This window comes from Candidatus Accumulibacter aalborgensis (assembly GCF_900089955.1).
GTDB classification, from domain to species: Bacteria; Pseudomonadota; Gammaproteobacteria; order Burkholderiales; family Rhodocyclaceae; genus Accumulibacter; species Accumulibacter aalborgensis.
Genome location: NZ_FLQX01000117.1, coordinates 66,178 through 85,313, shown reverse-complemented (window position 1 = coordinate 85,313; position 19,136 = coordinate 66,178). Strand labels below are relative to the sequence as shown.

At 62.1% G+C, this 19,136-nt stretch carries 23 protein-coding genes and 1 pseudogene; 19 read left to right on the top strand and 5 right to left on the bottom strand.

All coding sequences use genetic code 11. From position 1 onward, the window contains the following. The 5 genes and pseudogenes from ACCAA_RS12550 to ACCAA_RS12535 form a co-directional block, all read right to left on the bottom strand. A pseudogene (locus ACCAA_RS12550) lies at positions 1–285 on the bottom strand (hypothetical protein); the annotation flags it as partial. Then, positions 263–478 (bottom strand): Rpn family recombination-promoting nuclease/putative transposase, encoded by a 216-nt coding sequence (locus ACCAA_RS12545; protein WP_186407591.1) that lies wholly within the window; start codon positions 476–478, stop codon positions 263–265. The gene ACCAA_RS12545 and the pseudogene ACCAA_RS12550, both read right to left, overlap by 23 nt. Positions 479–577: 99 nt before the next feature. Further along, a complete protein-coding gene (locus tag ACCAA_RS22485; protein ID WP_281193193.1) occupies positions 578–703 on the bottom strand; it encodes a hypothetical protein in 126 nt (41 codons plus the stop codon). Next, complete coding sequence (locus tag ACCAA_RS12540) at positions 700–1,077, bottom strand: helix-turn-helix domain-containing protein (RefSeq protein ID WP_186407590.1); 378 nt, start codon at positions 1,075–1,077, stop codon at positions 700–702. Before ACCAA_RS12540 ends, ACCAA_RS22485 begins: the two co-directional genes overlap by 4 nt. Before the next feature lie 10 nt (positions 1,078–1,087). Then, positions 1,088–1,381 (bottom strand): type II toxin-antitoxin system HigB family toxin, encoded by a 294-nt coding sequence (locus ACCAA_RS12535; protein ID WP_186407596.1) that lies wholly within the window; start codon positions 1,379–1,381, stop codon positions 1,088–1,090. A gap of 393 nt (positions 1,382–1,774) precedes the next feature. Between ACCAA_RS12535 and ACCAA_RS12530 the strand changes: the two genes are divergently transcribed. From ACCAA_RS12530 to ACCAA_RS12440, 19 genes are all read left to right on the top strand, one after another. Further along, positions 1,775–2,110, top strand: coding sequence for a hypothetical protein (locus ACCAA_RS12530; RefSeq protein ID WP_186407589.1), 336 nt, complete (start codon positions 1,775–1,777; stop codon positions 2,108–2,110). 34 nt (positions 2,111–2,144) lie between these two features. Beyond that, on the top strand, positions 2,145–3,056 hold the full coding sequence (gene glyQ, locus ACCAA_RS12525) for a glycine--tRNA ligase subunit alpha (protein ID WP_186407588.1): 912 nt from the start codon (positions 2,145–2,147) through the stop codon (positions 3,054–3,056). Next, a complete protein-coding gene (gene glyS, locus ACCAA_RS12520; RefSeq protein ID WP_186407587.1) occupies positions 3,053–5,125 on the top strand; it encodes a glycine--tRNA ligase subunit beta in 2,073 nt (690 codons plus the stop codon). The genes glyQ and glyS overlap by 4 nt, the downstream gene beginning before the upstream one ends. Continuing rightward, positions 5,122–5,655 (top strand): D-glycero-beta-D-manno-heptose 1,7-bisphosphate 7-phosphatase, encoded by a 534-nt coding sequence (gmhB, locus tag ACCAA_RS12515; protein ID WP_186407586.1) that lies wholly within the window; start codon positions 5,122–5,124, stop codon positions 5,653–5,655. The genes glyS and gmhB overlap by 4 nt, the downstream gene beginning before the upstream one ends. Beyond that, positions 5,655–6,398, top strand: a complete 744-nt coding sequence (locus tag ACCAA_RS12510) for a lysophospholipid acyltransferase family protein (protein WP_186407585.1) — start codon at positions 5,655–5,657, stop codon at positions 6,396–6,398. The genes gmhB and ACCAA_RS12510 overlap by 1 nt, the downstream gene beginning before the upstream one ends. Further along, positions 6,382–7,137 (top strand): M48 family metallopeptidase, encoded by a 756-nt coding sequence (locus tag ACCAA_RS12505; protein WP_186407584.1) that lies wholly within the window; start codon positions 6,382–6,384, stop codon positions 7,135–7,137. The genes ACCAA_RS12510 and ACCAA_RS12505 overlap by 17 nt, the downstream gene beginning before the upstream one ends. Before the next feature lie 9 nt (positions 7,138–7,146). Further along, on the top strand, positions 7,147–7,533 hold the full coding sequence (gloA, locus tag ACCAA_RS12500) for a lactoylglutathione lyase (protein ID WP_186407583.1): 387 nt from the start codon (positions 7,147–7,149) through the stop codon (positions 7,531–7,533). A 4-nt stretch (positions 7,534–7,537) separates the two neighbouring features. After that, positions 7,538–9,211 (top strand): type VI secretion system-associated FHA domain protein TagH, encoded by a 1,674-nt coding sequence (gene tagH, locus ACCAA_RS12495; protein ID WP_186407582.1) that lies wholly within the window; start codon positions 7,538–7,540, stop codon positions 9,209–9,211. Positions 9,212–9,311: 100 nt separating this feature from the next. Then, positions 9,312–9,785 (top strand): Crp/Fnr family transcriptional regulator, encoded by a 474-nt coding sequence (locus ACCAA_RS12490; protein ID WP_186407581.1) that lies wholly within the window; start codon positions 9,312–9,314, stop codon positions 9,783–9,785. A gap of 24 nt (positions 9,786–9,809) precedes the next feature. Then, positions 9,810–12,470, top strand: a complete 2,661-nt coding sequence (locus tag ACCAA_RS12485; RefSeq protein WP_186407580.1) for an FAD-dependent oxidoreductase — start codon at positions 9,810–9,812, stop codon at positions 12,468–12,470. A gap of 368 nt (positions 12,471–12,838) precedes the next feature. Further along, positions 12,839–13,837: a restriction endonuclease gene (locus ACCAA_RS12480; RefSeq protein WP_186407579.1), complete on the top strand. Its 999-nt coding sequence runs from the start codon at positions 12,839–12,841 to the stop codon at positions 13,835–13,837. Positions 13,838–14,156: 319 nt separating this feature from the next. Then, positions 14,157–14,597, top strand: coding sequence for a hypothetical protein (locus tag ACCAA_RS12475; RefSeq protein ID WP_186407578.1), 441 nt, complete (start codon positions 14,157–14,159; stop codon positions 14,595–14,597). A 580-nt stretch (positions 14,598–15,177) separates the two neighbouring features. Beyond that, on the top strand, positions 15,178–15,471 hold the full coding sequence (locus tag ACCAA_RS12470) for a BrnT family toxin (RefSeq protein WP_186407577.1): 294 nt from the start codon (positions 15,178–15,180) through the stop codon (positions 15,469–15,471). After that, positions 15,458–15,787, top strand: a complete 330-nt coding sequence (locus ACCAA_RS12465) for a hypothetical protein (RefSeq protein WP_186407576.1) — start codon at positions 15,458–15,460, stop codon at positions 15,785–15,787. The genes ACCAA_RS12470 and ACCAA_RS12465 overlap by 14 nt, the downstream gene beginning before the upstream one ends. A 579-nt stretch (positions 15,788–16,366) precedes the next feature. Further along, positions 16,367–16,510 carry a hypothetical protein gene (locus ACCAA_RS12460; RefSeq protein ID WP_342674057.1) on the top strand — a complete coding sequence of 48 codons (144 nt, stop codon included), beginning with the start codon at positions 16,367–16,369 and terminating at the stop codon, positions 16,508–16,510. A 20-nt stretch (positions 16,511–16,530) separates the two neighbouring features. Beyond that, positions 16,531–16,788 carry a type II toxin-antitoxin system HicA family toxin gene (locus ACCAA_RS12455; RefSeq protein WP_342674056.1) on the top strand — a complete coding sequence of 86 codons (258 nt, stop codon included), beginning with the start codon at positions 16,531–16,533 and terminating at the stop codon, positions 16,786–16,788. Further along, complete coding sequence (locus tag ACCAA_RS12450; RefSeq protein WP_186407575.1) at positions 16,785–17,024, top strand: hypothetical protein; 240 nt, start codon at positions 16,785–16,787, stop codon at positions 17,022–17,024. The genes ACCAA_RS12455 and ACCAA_RS12450 overlap by 4 nt, the downstream gene beginning before the upstream one ends. Before the next feature lie 223 nt (positions 17,025–17,247). After that, positions 17,248–18,168, top strand: coding sequence for a pyridoxal-phosphate dependent enzyme (locus tag ACCAA_RS12445; protein WP_186407574.1), 921 nt, complete (start codon positions 17,248–17,250; stop codon positions 18,166–18,168). 114 nt (positions 18,169–18,282) lie between these two features. Next, complete coding sequence (locus ACCAA_RS12440) at positions 18,283–19,038, top strand: fused MFS/spermidine synthase (protein ID WP_186407594.1); 756 nt, start codon at positions 18,283–18,285, stop codon at positions 19,036–19,038. The last annotated feature ends 98 nt before the right edge of the window (positions 19,039–19,136 follow it).

Below are 19,136 nucleotides of genomic sequence, written 5' to 3'. Positions count from 1 at the left end.
TTCCCGACCGTACGCGGGATATTTGGAGCCCTTAGACCTTGGCCAGGGGAGGACGTAACACCGGTCGACCAGCCACTCGTTCAATAGGCTGAGCAAGACGCCAATGGCTGCCGGTGAGGCCGGGTGTTCGATCCGGAAGACGGCCGCTGCCAGATTCTTGAGCGAGGCCAATTCGCTGTCGGTGTAGGCGTTCTCATCGATCAGCAGGTATTTCAGCCGGGGTTTGAACTGCTCGACCAGTCCCGGCACCGGCGGGATCAGGTCACAGACATCGCTCGCCGCCAACCTTCACCCGCCAGACGATGTCGTCAACCCGGTGGCGAAAATCTTCGCTGACAAAGGTCCCGGGGACTTTCTCCAGGGTGCTGTCGTCAAGGCCATGCAGCCATTCATCGGGCACGAACCCGATGATCAGGTCACGCACCAGTTCCGGAGTGGAGAAGAGGGATTTGTAGCCGCTGTCGTGATCGTTTGCCATCGTCGAATTCCCTGATACGGAGGATCCCTCAGACAGGATCCGTGAGTCTTGACAATAGTTGTCACAGTATCCGTCATTTCTCCATGAGCCGACACACCATCAGTTTTGCCCGCCCGGAAGCGATGCGCACGACGAAGTCATTCCTCCGGCGAGCGACGTCGTCCGGCAAGCCGGTGCCGGTAGCGGTCCGTCGACCAGCGCCAGGCGCTGCTGCCGATTTCTCATGCCGCCTCCCGCCGCAAGGGGTATTCCTGAATCAACACGGAGGCAGGTAGCTTCAGGCCAGCGGCGAGGCGTCGAATCATCTCCAGGGTCAGTGGCCGTACCCGGTTCAAGATGTCTGACACTCGCCCGCGCGGCCCGATGTAGGGCTCCAGGTCTTTGCGGGTCAGGCCGCGTGTCTCCATGACGTAGCCAAGGAAGTCAACCGGATCGGGGGGCTGGATCGAAAATGCGGTTTTCTCGTAGGCTTCCACCAGCATCGAGAGAACTTCCAGTTGATCAGCCTCGGCGCTGCCTTCCGGGGCATCCCATAGCGATTCGATTGCCGCCAGCGCGGACTGGTAGTCGGCTTCGGTATGGATCGGCTTGATCATCATGGCGTCGGTCCTAGACAGTGGAGGCGTCGATACGGTCGTACTCGGCATGCGTGCCGACGAAGCGAACAAACATCAGCCCTTGTGTATAGCGCACAGCAACGACCAGACGGAAGTGGTTACCCTTGAAATTGAAGACTGCCCGATTGTTCGCCAGGAAACTGGCGTCGCGTTGGGCAGCCTTGATGTGGGCAGGCGTTTTCCAATCGGCATTGCTGACTTCAGCGTACCAAGCCCGTAACGAAACCTCCGCTTGCGGGTGTCGCTGCCAAAACTCTCGCAGGGTTCTGATGGCGATGATTCGCATGATCCAATCTAGCACGATACCATCGCGGTAGCAACGGCCATCGGCCTCGACCAATACGACGGTCTCCAATGCAAGTGGGCGAACAACTACGGTCAACAGGATCCTCGCCGGGGCTCTATGCATCTCTACCAGGCGAAGCTGCTCGACGGGCTTCAGTGTTCTGATCTGCCGGTAGATCACTGCAAAGGAACGCCTCAAGACGGCAGCCGATGCCGATTGGGTACTCCTCGGCGGAGCGGCGGCAACCTCCGCCAGGTCTGTCGAAACAAGCCGTGGCGAGCCCGGCGGGCCAGTCCCTACCGGCAGTCGGCGAACCCGCGTCCGACACGCTGCGCCAGGCAACTGTCGCGCTGGCTCCCTTGCCGGGGCTCACGGACGCGGGAACTCGCCCCGGTGCGGCAGGGGGCGATCGACCCGGCGATCGGCTCGACGATGACCTGGTCACCGCAGGTCAAGGAACTCGATTCGTATGCGATGCCTTTCCTGACGCAGTATCACGCCGGCCTCGACGCGTCGACCTCGGGCGAAGTTGCGAAGGAGGTCTTCGCGCTGAACCGGTGTCGAGGCTTCGTTGGGATGACGCAGGAACCCGAACACAATCGCCACGCTGGGGTGTTGGGGTTCGGTCCTCACCCCAACCTGCGACGACTCGCCCGGCCGAGTGCGCCAGGGCAGGGCAAGCGTCCTGGCGCCTTGAAGCAGGTTCTTGTCGGGCACGAAACCAAGTAAAATGGCGTCCTTTGCTTCCCTCCGACACTCTCCCATGCCAACCTTTCAGGAAGTGATCCTGCGTCTCCAGGAGTTCTGGGACAAGCAGGGCTGCGCCTTGCTGCAGCCCTACGACATCGAAGTGGGCGCCGGCACCTTTCACACGGCGACTTTCCTGCGCGCCATCGGCCCCGAACCGTGGAACGCTGCCTACGTGCAGCCTTCCCGCCGGCCGAAAGACGGTCGCTACGGGGAGAACCCGAACCGCCTGCAGCACTATTACCAGTATCAGGTGGTGCTCAAGCCTTCGCCGGACAACATCCAGGAACTCTATCTCGATTCGCTGCGCGCGCTGGGCATCGATACCGGCAGACACGACATCCGCTTTGTCGAGGATGACTGGGAAAGCCCGACCCTGGGCGCCTGGGGACTCGGCTGGGAAGTCTGGCTGGACGGCATGGAAGTGACGCAGTTCACCTATTTCCAGGAGGTCGGCTCGCTGCCCTGCAAACCTGTCCTGGGCGAGATCACCTACGGCATCGAGCGCCTGGCGATGTACCTGCAAGGGGCGGAGAACGTTTTCGACCTGGTCTGGGCACAGGGGCCGGGCTACCGGGTGACCTATGGCGACGTCTATCACCAGAACGAAGTCGAACAGTCGAAGTACAATTTCGAGTTGGCCAACGTCGAGATGCTGTTCCGCCATTTCAGCGAGTACGAATCCGAGGCCCGGCGGCTGATCGCTGCCGGCCTGGCGCTACCCGGCTACGAAATGGTCATGAAGTGTTCGCACACCTTCAACCTGCTTGACGCCCGCGGCGCCATTTCGGTCACTGAAAGAGCGGCCTACATCGGTCGCGTGCGTGCCCTGGCGCGTGAAGTCGCGCAGGCTTACCACGATTCCCGCCAGGCGCTCGGCTTCCCGATGTGCAAGGCAAGCGCCGGCGGCGAGGGGCTCCGGCCATGAACGACACGCTCCTGATCGAGTTGCGCAGCGAAGAGCTGCCGCCAAAATCACTCAAGCTGCTGTCGGAAGCATTTGCGGATGCGGTTTTTTCGGCCCTCAAGGCGCAGCAGTTCGCTGCCGACGACAGCGTGTGCACCTCGTACGCTACCCCGCGCCGCCTGGCGATGACGATCACCGGCATGGCCGGGAGACAGCCCGACCGCGTGCTGGAGAAGAAAGGTCCGTCGGTAGCGAGCGCGATCGCCGCCGACGGCAAGCCTACCAGGGCGCTGGAAGGTTTCATGCGCGCCGCCGGGGTCACTTTCGACGAGTTGCAGAAGACGACCGACGGCAAGGCGGAATACTTCGTTGCCCGGCGCGCGAAAGCGGGCGAGGAACTCGTCGCGCATCTGGCCGACATCGTCGCGCAGGCGCTGAAAAAACTGCCGATTCCGAAAGTCATGCGCTGGGGCGATTCCGAGCACCAGTTCGTCCGCCCCGTGCACGGCCTGATTCTGTTGCATGGCGCGCGCATCGTTCCCGGCGAGGTGCTCGGCCTGCAGAGCGGCCGGCGCACGCTGGGTCACCGCTTCCTGTCCACCGGCGAAATCGTCGTGGACCACCCTGCCGACTATGTAGCCAAGCTGGCGGCCAGCAAGGTCATCGCTTCGTTCGCTGACCGACGGGCGTCGATCGCTGCCCAGCTCGACGCCGCGGCCAGCAAACTCGATGCGCGCCTCAACCCGGCCGACGGCCTGCTCGACGAGGTGACCGCACTGGTCGAGTGGCCGGTCGTCTATGTCGGCGAGTTCGAGGCCGAGTACCTCGAAGTGCCGCAGGAGTGCCTGATCCTGACCATGCAGCAGAACCAGAAGTACTTTCCGCTGCTCGACGCGGCAGCCAGGCTGCTGAACAAGTTCCTGATCGTCGCCAACATGGCGGTCGACGATGCCAGCCAGATCATCCGCGGCAACGAACGCGTCGTTCGTCCGCGCCTGGCCGACGCACGCTTCTTCTACCAGCAGGACCGCAAGAACGGCTTTGCCAATCGTGCCCTGCGCCTCTCGGCGGTGGTTTATCACCACAAGCTCGGCTCGCTCGGCGAGCGCGCGCAGCGCCTTGGCCGCATCGCGCGCAGCGTCGCCGAAAAGCTCGGCGCCGACGCCAACCTTGCCGAACGAGCAGCGCTGTTCGCGAAGATCGACCTGCTCACCGACATGGTCGGCGAGTTCCCGGAACTGCAGGGAATCATGGGCCGCTACTACCTGCTGCACGAAGGAGGATTGCCGGTGGTCGCCGACGCCATCGAACAGCACTATCGCCCGCGCTTTGCCGGCGACGCGCTGCCCGAGGGAAACATTGCCTGCGCCACGGCGCTGGCCGACAAGCTCGACGCTCTGGTCGGCTTCTTCGGCATAGGGCAACCGCCGACCGGCGACAAGGACCCCTTCGGCCTGCGCCGCGCCGCACTCGGGGTGCTGCGCATCCTGATGGAGACGCCGCTGCCGCTCGATCTGTCCGGGCTGATCAGTGACGCGCAGAACGCGCTACTCCTGCAGGGGATTGAGATCGACGCGGTCGACGAAACGCTGCTCACCTTCATGCTCGACCGGCTGCGCGGCATGCTCAGAGACGCCGGCCATGCAGTCGACGTCGTCGAGGCCGTACTCGCCCAGCGGCCGACGCGCATCGACCTGGTTCCCGCCAGGCTGGCGGCAGTACGCGAGTTCCTGGCTCTGCCCGAAGCGCTGGCGCTGGCTGCCGCCAACAAGCGCATCGGCAACATCCTGAAGAAGGCCGAGCAGAGCCTGCCCGAGCCTGACATCGCCCTGCTCGAGGAAGACGCCGAGAAGGCGCTGTTCCAGCGAGTGCTGTTGATGGCGCCGGTGGTCAGGTCGCACGTGGCCAACGAGGACTACGCCGACGCGCTGAAAGTGCTCGCCTCGGTGCGCGCCGAAGTCGATCGCTTCTTCGACGAGGTAATGGTCAACGTCAGCGAACCGCTGCTGCGCGGCAACCGGTTGGGCCTCCTGAAAGCGCTCTTCGACCAACTCAATGCGGTCGCCGACATCGCCAAGCTGGCCGTATGAAACTCGTCATCCTCGACCGCGACGGGGTCATCAACTACGACTCGAAGCAGTTCATCAAGTCGCCGGCCGAGTGGCGGCCGATTCCCGGCAGCATCGAGGCCATCGCCAAGCTCAGTCAGGCGGGCTACCGCGTCGTGCTGGCCACGAACCAGTCCGGCATTGGTCGCGGCCTGTTCGACATGGATACCCTCAATGCCATCCACGACAAGATGCACCGCGCTGTCCAGGCGGCCGGCGGACGCATCGACGCCATCTTTTATTGCCCACACCCGATCGACGCCGGCTGCCGTTGCCGGAAGCCAATGCCCGGCATGTTTGAACGCATTGCCAGTTGCTTCAACGTCGATCTGACCGGCACACCGGCGGTCGGCGATTCGCTGCGCGACCTGCACGTGGCCGCCGCGATGCGCGCCAGGCCGCTGCTGGTGTTGACCGGCAAGGGAACGCAGACCATGGCGGAAGGCGGCTTGCCGGAGGGTACGCTGGTCTTCGCCGATCTCGCTGCGGCCACCGACCATATCCTTTCCTGATGGTCGCCATTCGCTCGGCACTTTTCCTGTTCCTGGCCAGCGTGCTGACCATTCCTTTCGGGGTCCTCGTTTCGCTGGCGGTGATCTTGCCAATGCCCGCGCGTTACCGCATCATCGCGCTCTGGCGCGTCGGTTTCATGGCCCTCTGCCGCTATGTGCTCGGCATCCGTTACCGCGTGCTCGGACGCGAGAACATCCCGACCGAGCCTTCGGTGGTGCTCGCCAAACACCAGTCGGCATGGGAAACGGTCGGCCTGCAGGAAATCTTCCCGCCGCTGGTCTTCGTCATGAAGCAGGAACTGCTGCGCGTTCCCTTCTTTGGCTGGGGCCTGGCTGCACTGAAGATGATCTCGATCAATCGTGCGGCGGCAAAAGATGCCCTCAAGCAGGTTTTCGATCAGGGGCGCGATCGACTGTCGGCAGGCTACTGGGTGGTGATCTTCCCCGAGGGAACCCGCGTCGCTCCCGGAGAAAGCGCCCGCTTCAAGCCTGGTGGTGCGCACCTCGCCGTGCGCGCTGCCGTCCGCGTCGTGCCGGTGGCGCACAATGCCGGCGAGGTCTGGGGAAGAGGCGCCTTCAAGTTGGCGCCTGGTCTGATCACCGTCAGCATCGGACCGCCGATCGACCCGGCCGGCAAGACGGCAGCGAAGATCAACGCCCTGGCCGCGGCCTGGATCGAAGCGGAAATGCAGCGCATTTCGCCGCACCGCTACGCGGCACCTGCCGATGCCGTGGCTGCCTGAGTCACTGCCGTTCAGCGCCCGGCCTGCCGGCGAAACGTCGCGGACCATCGACCTGGGCGAGCGTACCGTCGCCTACCTCTTGCGGCGCGCCAAACGACGGACCATAGGACTGTCGATCGATCATCGCGGTCTACGCGTCGGTGCGCCTCAGCGTGCCTCGCTGAGTGAAGTCGAAACGGCGATCCTCAACCATGGCGAGTGGATCAGAAAGAAGCTCGACGAATGGCGGACGCGCAGCGCACCTGAGGTGCTGCGCATCGTCGATGGGCTGCGCCTGCCGGTGCTGGGCAGCTCGCTCGAAATCCGCCTGGCGCTCGGCGCCAATCGCTGCCTGTGGAACCTGCAGGGCGTCGATCCGACGCTCACCCTGTGCCTGCGTTCGCCGGCCGATGCGCCGCGCGTCCTCGAAAAGGCCTTGCGCGACAGGGCGCGTGAGCTGTTCGTCGAGCGCATCGCCCATTACGCGCCGCTTCTCGGCGTCGACTTGCCACGCCTGTCGCTGTCGTCCGCTCGCACGCGCTGGGGAAGTTGCAGCCTGCGTACCGGAATTCACCTGAACTGGCGGCTGATCCACTTTCCACCGCCGGTGATCGACTACGTCGTGGCGCACGAACTGGCCCATCTCCTGGAGATGAACCACAGCCCGCGTTTCTGGGCTATCGTTGGCCGGCTGTACCCCGATCATCAGGCCGCACGAGCCGAGCTGAGGCTGCTCGCCGCCCAATGCCCACAGTGGTAAGGAGAAGAGATGAGAATCCTGCATACGATGCTGCGCGTTGGCGATCTCGACCGCGCGCTGGCTTTTTACACCGAGGTCCTCGGCATGCACCTGTTGCGCCGCCAGGACTACCCGAGCGGTCGCTTCACGCTGGCCTTTGTCGGTTACGGCCCGGAGTCTGACGGAGCGGTCCTTGAACTGACGCACAACTGGGATACGCCATCGTACGAACCGGGCACCGGCTTCGGTCATCTGGCGATCGCCGTCGCCGACGCCTACGCCGCCTGCGAGCAAATCAAGGCCCGCGGCGGCAAGGTAGTGCGCGAGGCCGGCCCGATGAAACACGGAACGACGGTGATCGCCTTTGTCGAAGATCCCGACGGCTACAAGATCGAACTGATCGAGAAGAAGGGCTGAGCGGATGACGCTTCGCCTGACGCTCGAGAACGCCGCAGGTCTGCCAGCGACCGTTGCGGCGAGCATCGACTTCGGCGACCGCGAGACGCTCAGCATCGGGCGCTCGGAGGGCCTGGACTGGACATTGCCCGATCCCAGCCGATTGATGTCGGGTAACCATTGCGAAATCCGCCGCTCGGCCAATGCTTATCTGCTCTACGACCAATCGACCAACGGCACTTTCCTGGCCGGTAGCAAGGCCCGCCTGGACAGCCCGCACACCCTGCGCGACGGCGACGGGCTGCTCATCGGCGCCTACCTCATCCGCGTTGAATTGACGGAAGAGACCGGGCAAGCCCCGGATGACCAGACCCGCCTCGTGGCGCGCCCGGTGACCGATCCGCGGCTGCAATTGACGATCAAGAACCCGCCCGCGCACGCCGACCAGCGCTCACTGACCGCCACACTGGGCGGCCAGGGCGTGCTGACCATCGGCCGCGACGCCAGCGCCGACTGGACCCTGCCCGACCCGACCGGCAGCGTGTCCCGCGAACATTGTTCGATTCGCTTCGCCAATGGCGCTTTCGTGCTCGACGACCACTCGTCCAACGGAACCTTCGTCAATCACAGCGCTGAGCGGCTCAGCGGCAGTTATCGGCTGCGCGATGGCGACCAACTGCTCATTGGCGTTTACCTGATCACCGTGCAGGTGAGCGGCGTGGCCGACGAGGCGCCGTCGGTCGCCGCCGGCCAGCGAGCGGAAAACCCGGCAGCCTCGCCGGCCCCGGCAGAAGCAAGCCCTGGCAGGCCCACGCCAGCCCGTCGAGCGAGCGGCGCGCGGCGCGGCGGCGACCCGGCGGCGATGCTCGCCGACGCGTCGGCAATCGCTCCGACGCCCGTCGCTCGTTCCGGTGACTCAGTGGCAGCGAGGGTTTCGCAGGCCGAAGACGGCGTGACCCGCATCGCCCGGGTGGACAAGACCCGGCCGGCACCGGCCGCCGCGACGCCGGCAGCCGGCATAAACGAAGCCGTGGACGCAGGTCATCAGGTCGCCGATCGGATCGCCAAACAGGCAGCCCCCCCTGACGGCGCCGGCCAGCCGCCGGCAGGCGACCCGGTGCTGGCTGGCATCGCGCGCGGTTTGGGGCTGTCGCCGGGCGACCTTGACGAAGCCGATGCCGCGGTTCTCGGCGAGCGGATGGGCGAACTGATCCTGCTGCTTACCGGTGAAATCCGGCAATTGCTGACCCTGCGCGACGCGGCCCTTGGCCAGCCCACCGGCCAACCACTCGGCGCGCGCGCCGGGTCGGGCGCCAGCAATCCCCTCACTCTGCTGCCGACCAGCGAGGAAGCCTTGCGTGTGCTGTTCGGCCCGCCCAGACGAGCCTACCTCGACGGCCGCCAGTCATTCCAGGCCTCGTTGACCGACTTGCGCCAATACTGCCGGCAAACCGATGCGGCCATCCGCGCCGCTACCGTAACCCTGAGCAAGGAACTGGCCCCGGCAGCCATCGACAAGGCGGCGGGGGCGGAAAACCGCCTCGGGCAACTGTTGATCTCACGCAAGGCCAGGTTATGGGATCTCTACGTCGAGCGCTGGAACAGCCGCCCGCCTTTACAGCCGGACCGACCCGTCGCTTCGTTCCTCCAGGCCTTCGGCGGGGTAACGGACCAGACTGACCGGAAGAAACCCGATTAGCGCTCAGAGGCTGTGAAAAGATTGCCGCAGCCCGATAGACCGCTATTCATTGATGTATTCACAAGCGCTCGGCGCCAGCACCCACGCGCCAGGAGGCACCATGGAGTTTTTCAGCTACACCGACCCTGACCGGCAGGTCAACGCGGAGTCCCGGAGCAAGCCCTTGCGGCCGGTTCTGCGCGAGTTCTCGGATGAGGATCTCGACACCCTCGACAGTTTCGTCGCCGAACTGCGCTTCGCCGCGGGCAGCCGGATCATCGCCGCCGGCGAGCGCAACGATGCCTTGTTCATCGTCGTCTCCGGCAGCATCCGCATCACCGTTGCCGAAACAGGCAAGACCGAACGGGAAGTCGATCGCCTGGTCGAGGGCGAAGTATTCGGCATCTCGTCGTTCCTCGACGGCGAAGCCAGCGCGATTTCCGCCAGCACACTCGAAAGCACCGAATTGCTGGCCCTGCGCCGGACCTCCTTCGACCAACTGGCCGCCTGGAAGCCTTCCCTGGCCATCGCCGTGCTGACCGACCTGGCGGCCTATACCAGCCGGCGTTTGCGCCAGCTCCAGATCGCCTGCTGAGCCTCTGCTTCCCGGAGCCACACCATGAGCCCCGAGCTATTCTTCGCCAATTACACCAAACGCACCTCAGCCCTGCCGAAGACGGTGTGGCAAGTCCTGCGCGTCCTCACGCTGCTCGTCACGCTGGGCTTCGCTGCCTTGCTGGCGCTCGCTCCCGGCGTCGGGCTGAAACTCTGGTGGGGGCTGGCGATTCCCGTGCTGCCGGCGGTGCTGGTGATTGCGCCGGGACTGTGGCGGCAGGTCTGCCCGATGGCCTTCCTCAACCAGATTCCGCGCATGACCGACACCAGCCGCAACCGACCCTTGCCCGGCAAGTGGAAGGATACGGCTTTCCTGATCGCCGTCGCCCTGTTCATCGGCTGCGTCGCCGCCCGTTCGCCGCTCCTCAATCATGAAGGGGGGGTGGTCGCCGCCGGCATCGTCGGCGTACTGGCCCTGGCCTTTGTCGGCGGGCTGATTTTTGCCGGGCGCAGCGGCTGGTGCGGCACCTTCTGCCCGCTGGGGCCGATCCAGCGCACGTATGGCCAGGCGCCGCTGGTCGTCGTGCCGAACGGCTATTGCCCGACCTGTGTCGGCTGCCAGAAGAATTGTTACGACTTCAATCCCCGCGGAGCGATTTTTGCCGACCTGGTCGATTCCGACCCGCGCTATGCCGGCCAGCGGAGGCTGTTCATCGGCCTGCTGCCCGGACTGATCGGCGCCTATTTCCTGCAGGGGCCGACGCAGACCTATGGCCTTGACCTCTATCTTGCCATCCTGCTCGGCTCGTGCTGCGCCTCGGCCGGCCTGTACGCCATCGCCACGAGCTATTTCCCGCTCTCGCCGCATCGCGTCGCGGCCGTTTTCGCCGCCGTCGCGCTGACCATCTTCTACTGGTTTGGCGGCCCGATCGTGCTCGGTACGCTCGGCTATTTCTTGTCCTTCTCGGCACCCGAGTGGGCCATCGCGGTGAGCCGCAGCGGCGGCGTGATCGGCGGGGGGGTCCTGCTGGTCTCCAGCCTCCACGCCGAAGGACTGTTCAAGAAAGCGTCGGCAAAACCCGCCGCGCCGACGGCAGAGCCAAACCGCAAGACGCAGATGCGCACGCGCTTCGGCGGCCAGCAGGGAGCCGAAGTGACCGACCGGGAGACCAGGGTCGCTTTCCCTGTCGCCAAGGGAGCGACCCTGCTCGATGCCATCGAGGGCGCCGGGCTGAAGATCAACTACGGTTGCCGCGCCGGTCTGTGCGGCGCCGATGCCGTCGTGGTGTGCGCCGGCAGTCAGCACCTGACCCCGGCTGGCGACGACGAAACCGCGACGCTGCGGCGACTCGGCCTCGAAGGCAAAGCCCGGCTGGCGTGCATGTGCCGGGTCAGCGGCCCGGTGGTCATCGACCGCGATCCGACTTCGGCCGGACCGGAGCAAGCCGTCGCGACCCCGGCCGCGCCCGCCGTGGACCACGCCCTGGGAACTGATGTTTCCCGCGTGGTGATCATCGGCAACGGTATCGCCGGCACCAGCGCCGCCGAACGACTGCGCGCCCTTAGCCCGTCGCTGCAGATCGACATGATCAGCAGCGAGCCCTTGCACTTCTACAATCGCATGGCCATCGGCCGGCTGATCTACGGCCGCACCGGAATGGATGGCCTGCAACTGATCCCCGACAACTGGTACGCGAAGAATCGGGTCGAAGTCTGGCGCAACTCGATCGCCCGCTCGCTGGACCGGCCCCACAAGACCGTGCTGCTGGCTACCGGCGAAAGCCTGCCCTACGACAAGCTGATTCTGGCCACCGGCGCGCACTGCACGACGCCCGACCCGGATTTTCTGTCGTTCGACAACGCCTTCGTCCTGCGCTCGGCCGAAGACGCGCAGGCGCTGCGCAATCACGTGCAACTGCGGCGCGCGCGGCGCGCGCTGGTGGTCGGCGGCGGCGTCCTCGGCGTCGAAGCGGCCGACGCGCTGCACCACCTGGGGCTGCACGTCACGCTCCTGCAGCGCTCCGACCGGCTGATGAACGCCCAACTCGACGACCAGGGTTCCGCCCGCCTCGCCGCCTACCTCGAAGGCATCGGCATCCAGGTCCTCACCGACACCAGTGTCACCCGCTGGGAAGGCCACGGCGAAACGCTACGCGCCGCCTGGCTGGCGCACGGGCCATGCGCCAGGGCCGATATTTTCGTCGCCTGCCTTGGCATCAGCGCCAACACGCAACTGGCACGCGCTGCCGGCCTCGAAGTCGGCCGCGGCATCAAGGTCGACTCGTGCATGCGGACCAGCGACCCGGACATCTACGCCGTCGGCGACGTCGCCGAACTGGCCGAAACACCCGGCGCCATCGCCGGCCTGTGGGCCGTCGGCGCCGCGCAGGCCGGAACGGCCGCCGGCGCACTCCTTGGCCAGGGCCAGCCCTACCAGGCGCCGCGCATCGTCCTGCAGCTCAAATGCGACGGCATCGACCTGCGCAGCTTTGGCGAAATCGTCGCCCAGCCCGGCGACGAGGAATACACCGCGGCGGCGCACGATGTGGCGTGGTGGCGGCTGATCCTCCGTCAGGGCGTGCTGGCCGGCGCCATCTACGTCGGCCCACCGCGGTCAGCGAACGACTTCACGCGGGTCGTACAGGACGGAGTGGACCTGACTACGATCCGGGCCGATTTGCGGCGGGGAGACCTGTCGGGTCTGGCGAAACTGGGAATGGATTGATTGGGCCGCGAGCGGTCGACATCGGGCTCGTCCCTCCTTATGCTATAGTTTTTTGCAGGCGATGCTCGCTGAGATATTCACGGAGTTGCCGATGGAACCAGGAGCCGATCGGCATTGACGCAATTGCCGGAAATTTTAGTGGACGTGTTCATGGTATACCTGATTGATTTGTATCTAAATTTTCCAATGGCTGTACAGATACAGAGCATAATGACGCAAAGTAAAGCGTCAACTGGGATTGCTACTTCACGCTGGGCTTCCAGAGCCTTCATCAGAGACACGAGGCAACGAATGTGAGTATTCGATCTAAAGCTCAGGCCGCAATTACCTCAGTAACTTTGGCGTCAGCGAGGTTTGCTAAAGACTCAGTGGACCGTATCGCTGGGGCCGCGCATGATATGGCTTCACAAAATGCGCCCATCAAGGCAGTCAAGGGGTGGGTGGTTTCACTGTTTGTACAAGCTATTTCTAGCTGTTCAATCGAACAAGATCGGATGGATGCAGTCGCATGGCTAGCGACAGCGAGAGAGTTTCTCGGAAATGACGGTTGGAGCACAGCGTCGAAGGCCAAGAAGATATACGCGTTGACGGATTCTAGACGGCTCGCCAAAGGCGTTTTCCGAAGTGTGAGCCAAGCGTATCGAAGTTATAAAAACGCCGACATGCCCCTTGCTGTAAAGATTGCAATTCCGGTGACCCTGAGTGCTGGTGCCATCCTCGGCGGGCCTTCAGTTGGTATAGCCGGCTTCGGATCAGCGATAGGAATGCCCATCTTACTGGTGATTTTTCTCGGCGCGGCCGGCATTACTTCAGTTCTTGAAGCCGTGTTGAGTAATTCCGAGGCTAGAAATTACGTATCAATCGTTGCGTACATGATCGCAAAAGACGAAATACTTCGTCGCTCAAGTCATGAAATGCGAAAGGCAATGTCAGAGGAGATCATGTCGCCACGCCGGCAGGAATGTAGATCAGGCGACTCCGAGGTTCAAACGATGCTTTTTAGGATGAATCCATACGACTTCGAAAAGCACGTAATGAGTTTTTTCCAAGACGCGGGTTTGCTTGCATGGGCTACCAAGAAAAGCAATGACGCTGGCGTTGATGGCTTTGCTCGCCATTCAAATGGACTAATCGTTGTGCAGTGCAAACGGAATGCCGAAGAGAACGGCGTTGGTCGCCCAACAATCCAGCAGTTCAAGGGCGTGGTTGAAGAGAATTCTGCGTGGCGCGGTTATATAGTTACTACGAGTTATTTTACGGACGAAGCGGTGAAGAGCGCATCCAAGAACGCTAGCGTAATACTAATCGACCGTGGCAAATTGCTTGAGTGGCATCGCAGCGGCATAGATGCTACTCAATATAACTGAGAAGCTAAGCGGTCATCAAAAAGTCTTCCGTGCTTCCGTTCCCGGTTTTCAACGGCCTGGGGCCTTCTGAAGATCGGAGAACTTATCCGAGAGCGCTTATGAAAATATACAAAAGAAGAAGGCGGGGTCAGCGAAAAGGCGGGGTCAGTGCTAAAGGAAAAGGCGGGGTCAGAGGAAAAGGCGGGGTCAGTTCTAACATTCCCAAGTAAAAAGGGGTCAGGGTCGATTAAATGCGTAACGCTTCATTCAACCCGGACTGCCGCAATAAAACCGCGCAGCACCGGTGAATTCAGACGTTAGACAGCAACAGAGAATCCCTATGAATCTGGGCTACCGCTTCTTCGTTGTGGGTGACGACAACTCGATCATTCAAGTATCGCAGCGATCATTTAACGATTTCTATATGAGGCATAAACCGTCGTTGCAACGGTTTTCTGGATGCACAATTAACGTCGCGACCGTCATCTACACTTTAGAAAACAGAAAGCCAAAGCAGATCGTTCGAATCGACTATATGCGCATAAAGGTCGATAACGATGGCGCACTCGATCAAGAGCAAACTCTCGATAGTTTTCGCCTCGTAGCCAATCGTATCGGGAAGGTTCTTGGAGAGGAACCGCCAGTCCATAATTCAGGCCAGGTAGTCAACGCAATCGAGAAATTTGACGAAAGACGTTGGTCTCAACTCCATCCGCAACTACCTGGGCCTGCACATAAGCGGATACTCGCAATTCTGTTTGGCACCAAGCATGCGGTCTAACCCATACCGTGAGGATTAAAGGGGCCAGGGTCGAATTAAATGCCTTACCTTGCCGTTACTGCCATCCACCTTAGGCAGTCTGTTTTATACAACTACGCGATGCCAAAAAAGACTGGAGCAGGGAAGGCGGGGTCAGTTCTAACAGGGAAGGCGGGGTCAGTTCTAACATTACAACACATAAAACGAACCAAGAAAATGCCGTCATGTTGGAACTGACTCCGCTCTCGACCTGCTGATTACCGAAATCCAGGGGCGCGCCATCCCACCTGTGCGCTCTGTGCCGCCGCACGACTCTTTGGCGCAACGCCGCATGAAGTGCCAAGCTGATACCAGGCCGATACCAATCTGGCGTTGTCGGCCCTGTCGCGGCGTGGCAAGCCCTATCGACATCTCTCCGCCGCCCGTCCGTATCGCAATGAAAGCGCGAGCTCAAGTCTTGCAATCATGCATCCATGCCAACCCTGCGCTGCAGGCGACCGGCCGCATAAGGCCGCGTCCGGCCCCTGAACGCGAACGTTGGGCGTCTCAGTCTCGGGCGTCATCTGGTGACAAAAGGCACACAGCGGTGTAGCATTCCCCGATGAAGCCATTCCGGTGGGGCACAGAGAAGAACGAAGCGCTCAAGGTTGATCGGGGCATTTCCTTCGAGAGCGTCGTGGTGGCAATCGAGTCCGGCGGGCTGCTCGACATCCTGGCCCATCCGAACCAAGCGAAGTACCCGCGGCAGCGCATCCTTGTCGTCGCTGCGGACAACTACGCTTACTTGGTGCCGTTCGTCGAGGAGGAAAACTACTTCTTCCTCAAGACAATCATCCCCAGTCGCAAGGCGACTCGGGACTATCTAAACGAAGGTGAGGCCGATGCCGAAGACTGATGCCTACGAAGAAGAAGTTGTTGCTGCGTTCGACGGGGGAAAGCTTAACTCGGTCGCGACCAAGGCAGAACTTGCCAAGTTCAAGGCGGCGGCGCGTGCCACTGCTATCAAAGACCGCCGTGTGAACATCCGTCTGTCGTCGGGAGATCTGTGTGACATTCAGGTCAGGGCACTCGAAGAGGGCGTTCCGTATCAGACGCTGATCGCCAGCGTTCTCCATAAGTACGTCACCGGCCGTCTCACCGAGCGCCCCGTGCCGAGCGCGAAGTCAGCGACAAGCCGCTCCCCGAAGCGGCGCAGCACATCTGCAAGCTGAGGGTGTAACTCTTTGGTACAGGCGCCCAACCCTGCGCTGCAGGCGACCGGCCGCATGAAGCCGCGGCCGTCGCCCGAGCTTTCACGTTCGGCCCCCTGGTGTCGTACTTTGGTGTTGGATTGATTGACAACGCCTTTCATGGACGAAGGCGGGGTCAGTTTTAACATTGAAACACATAAAACGAACCAAGAAAATGCTGTCATGTTGGAACTGACTCCGCTCTCGACCTGCTGATTATCGAAATCCAGGGACGCGCCATCCCACCTGTGCGCTCTGTGCCGCCGCACGCCTCTTCGGCGCAACGCAGCATGAAGTGCCAAGCTGATACCAGGCCGATACCAATCTGGCGTTGTCGGCCCTGTCGCGGCGTGGCAAGCCCTATCGACATCTCTCCGCCGCCCGTCCATATCGCAATGGAAGCGCGAGGTCAAGTCTGGCAATCATGCATCCATGCCCAACCCTGCGCTCCAGGCGACCGGCCGCATAAAGCCGCGGCCGGCCCCTGAACGTGAACGTTGGGCGTCTCAGTCTCGGGCGTCATCTGGTGACAAAAGGCACACAGCGGTGTAGCATGCCCCGATGAAACCATTCCGTTGGGGCACAGAGAAAAACGAAGCGCTCAAGGTTGATCGGGGCATTTCCTTCGAGAGCGTCGTGGTGGCAATCGAGTCCGGCGGGCTGCTCGACATCCTGGCCCATCCGAACCAAGCGAAGGAGGATTAAAGGGGCCAGGGTCGAATTAAATGCCTTACCTTGCCGTTACTGCCATCCACCTTAGGCAGTCTGTTTTATACAACTACGCGATGCCAAAAAAGATTAGAGAACTGATAAAAGACCTTGAACAAGCCGGTTTCGTCAACCGTGGCGGCAAAGGAAGTCACCGGAACTTCGTTCATCCAAAACTGACGAGGCCGCTTGTAATTTCAGGCCAGCTTGGTGCGGATGCTCGGCGTTATCAAGAGAGAGCAGTCAATATAGCCATAGAGGATTCAACTAAATGAGCGAAAGTGCCCGCTACGTGAAAATCGTGGAGTGGTCTAATGAAGATCAGTGCTTTGTCGGTAGTTGTCCTGGTCTGTTTTATGGAGGCTGTCATGGCAACGATGAAAAGCAGGTCTTCGCGGAACTCTGTGAAATCGTCGAGGAAACCCTAGATCTGTATGCACAAGACGGTAAAGCTTTGCCTCCTACAACAGCAGGCAAAGACTACGCTAATAAAATGCTCAGTTTCGCCTAACTTTGCGGTCTACTGGACGCTGCGCGACAAAGCCACGCAGCGTGAGTGACCTCCACGTTGGAATTAACGGCTACGGCCAAATTGGCATTTATTCTCCATTGGAGGTTATCAGTTATGACAACGATGATTCGTGAACCTGAATGCGTCGTGTTAAAACGGCGTGGTGCTGAACATGTTGCAAAACTAATAGCAGGCATCTCTATCCTTCTCGATTATACGGACCATGACACTCCACACCCAAACGCCTCTCGTCGAATCCCGCCCAATGAGCTTGTCATCTGGGCGCTCGATCTGGCTGAAGCTCGACGCGCTGCAGCCGCCTGGCTCGTTCAAGATTCGCGGCATTGGCCTGGCCTGCGAGACTCATAGAGAACGAGGGGCTCGCCGCTTCGTTTCGTCGTCCGGTGGCAACGCTGGCCTGGCAGTCGCCTATGCCGGTCGCGTGCTGGCGATCCCCGTCACGGTAGTCGTCCCGGAAACTACGTCCGAACGAGCGAAAGAACTCCTGCTGCGGGAAAATGCCGAGATCATCGTCCACGGCGTTTCCTGGCAAGAGGCAAACGACTTTGCGCTTTCGCTGCTGGGTGCATCCGATGCTTTTCTTCACCCCTTTGATGACCCCCTTCTCTGGCAGGGCCACGCGACGATAGTGGATGAAGTTTTTCGCTCTGGACTGAAACCCGACGCCATCGTGCTTTCAGTCGGCGGTGGCGGTCTTTTGTCGGGCGTCGCTGAGGGGCTTCGCCGAAACGGATGGGGCGACCTGCCAATTCTCGCCGTCGAAACCGAGGGCGCAGCATCATTCCACGCAGCCATCGAGGCCGGACACCCCGTCGAGTTGGCAGGAATCACCAGCATCGCAACCTCCCTTGGCGCCAAGCGTGTTTGCGAAAGGGCTGTGTACTGGTCGCAAGAACACCCAATCCTCAGCGTCGTGGTGTCCGACCAGAGTGCGCTTTCGGCATGCGAGGCCTTTCTCGCTGACCACCGAGTACTGGTCGAGCCCGCTTGCGGTGCGAGTCTTTCGCTGGCCTACGAGAAGGCACCAGAACTCGATCCGTTCGGCACCATCCTGATCGTTGCCTGCGGTGGTGCCACGGCAACGATCGACCAGATCAGGCAATGGTCGGCGCGCTACGCATGACCAATCCTCCCCTTGCGCACCCGTAGTGGCCGCATTTCGGAGCGCATCTGCGCCATACTGCGCGCCCTCGCGGTGCGCTTGCGGCTGCCATCCGCGCTGCTGCCGGCACGTCTGATGGCCCGCACCGCGATCGACGTCAGCGAGAAGGCCGGCGTACGCTACCTGCATTTCTCGTCCGCCTGGGTGCAGGGTGCCATGCGCATCCAGCGGCCGTACGCGCTTGAACTGCCCTACACGCGCGAGATGATGGCCGGCTTGCTGTTCCGCGACCCTCCGTGGCCGCGCGAGGCCTTGCTGGTCGGCCTCGGCGCCGGGTCGCTGGCCAAGTATATTTACCACTACCTGCCGGCAACGAAGATCACGGTCGTCGAGATCGACCCGCAGGTTGAAATCGTCGCCCGGCTGCATTTCCGGCTGCCGGACGATCCGCTGCGTCTGCGCATCGTCATTGCCGACGGCGCCGAGTACATGCTCCAGGGTGACCGCCAGTTTGACTATATTTTGGTTGACGGTTTCGACGCCAGCGCCCGTGCTGGACCACTCGAGACGCTGCCTTTCTACCAGGCCTGCCGGTCACGCCTGAGCGCAAGCGGGCTGCTGGCGATCAACCTGCTCGGCCGCGAACGCGGCTTCCAGGCCACCGCCGCGCGTATCGACGAGGCTTTCGACGGCCGCTCGCTGCTCTTCCCTTCCTGCGACAGCGGCAACACGATCGTCTTCGCCACCGCCGGCGAGCCGGTCGTCGTCAGCTTCGACGAGTTGGTCGGCCGCGCCGAACAGTGCAGGAACGACACCGGGCTGAACCTGTTGCCAACCATCGCCCACCTGCAGAAAGAGCGCTATCTGGCCAACGACAGACTAAGAATCTGACCAGTGAGTTGCGGACTCACCGGCGGGAACCCCGGCAGGGACAGGAAGACGGGTATACTTGCCGGTTCCGGGTGCCTCCCGCAGCCCTGTACAAACGG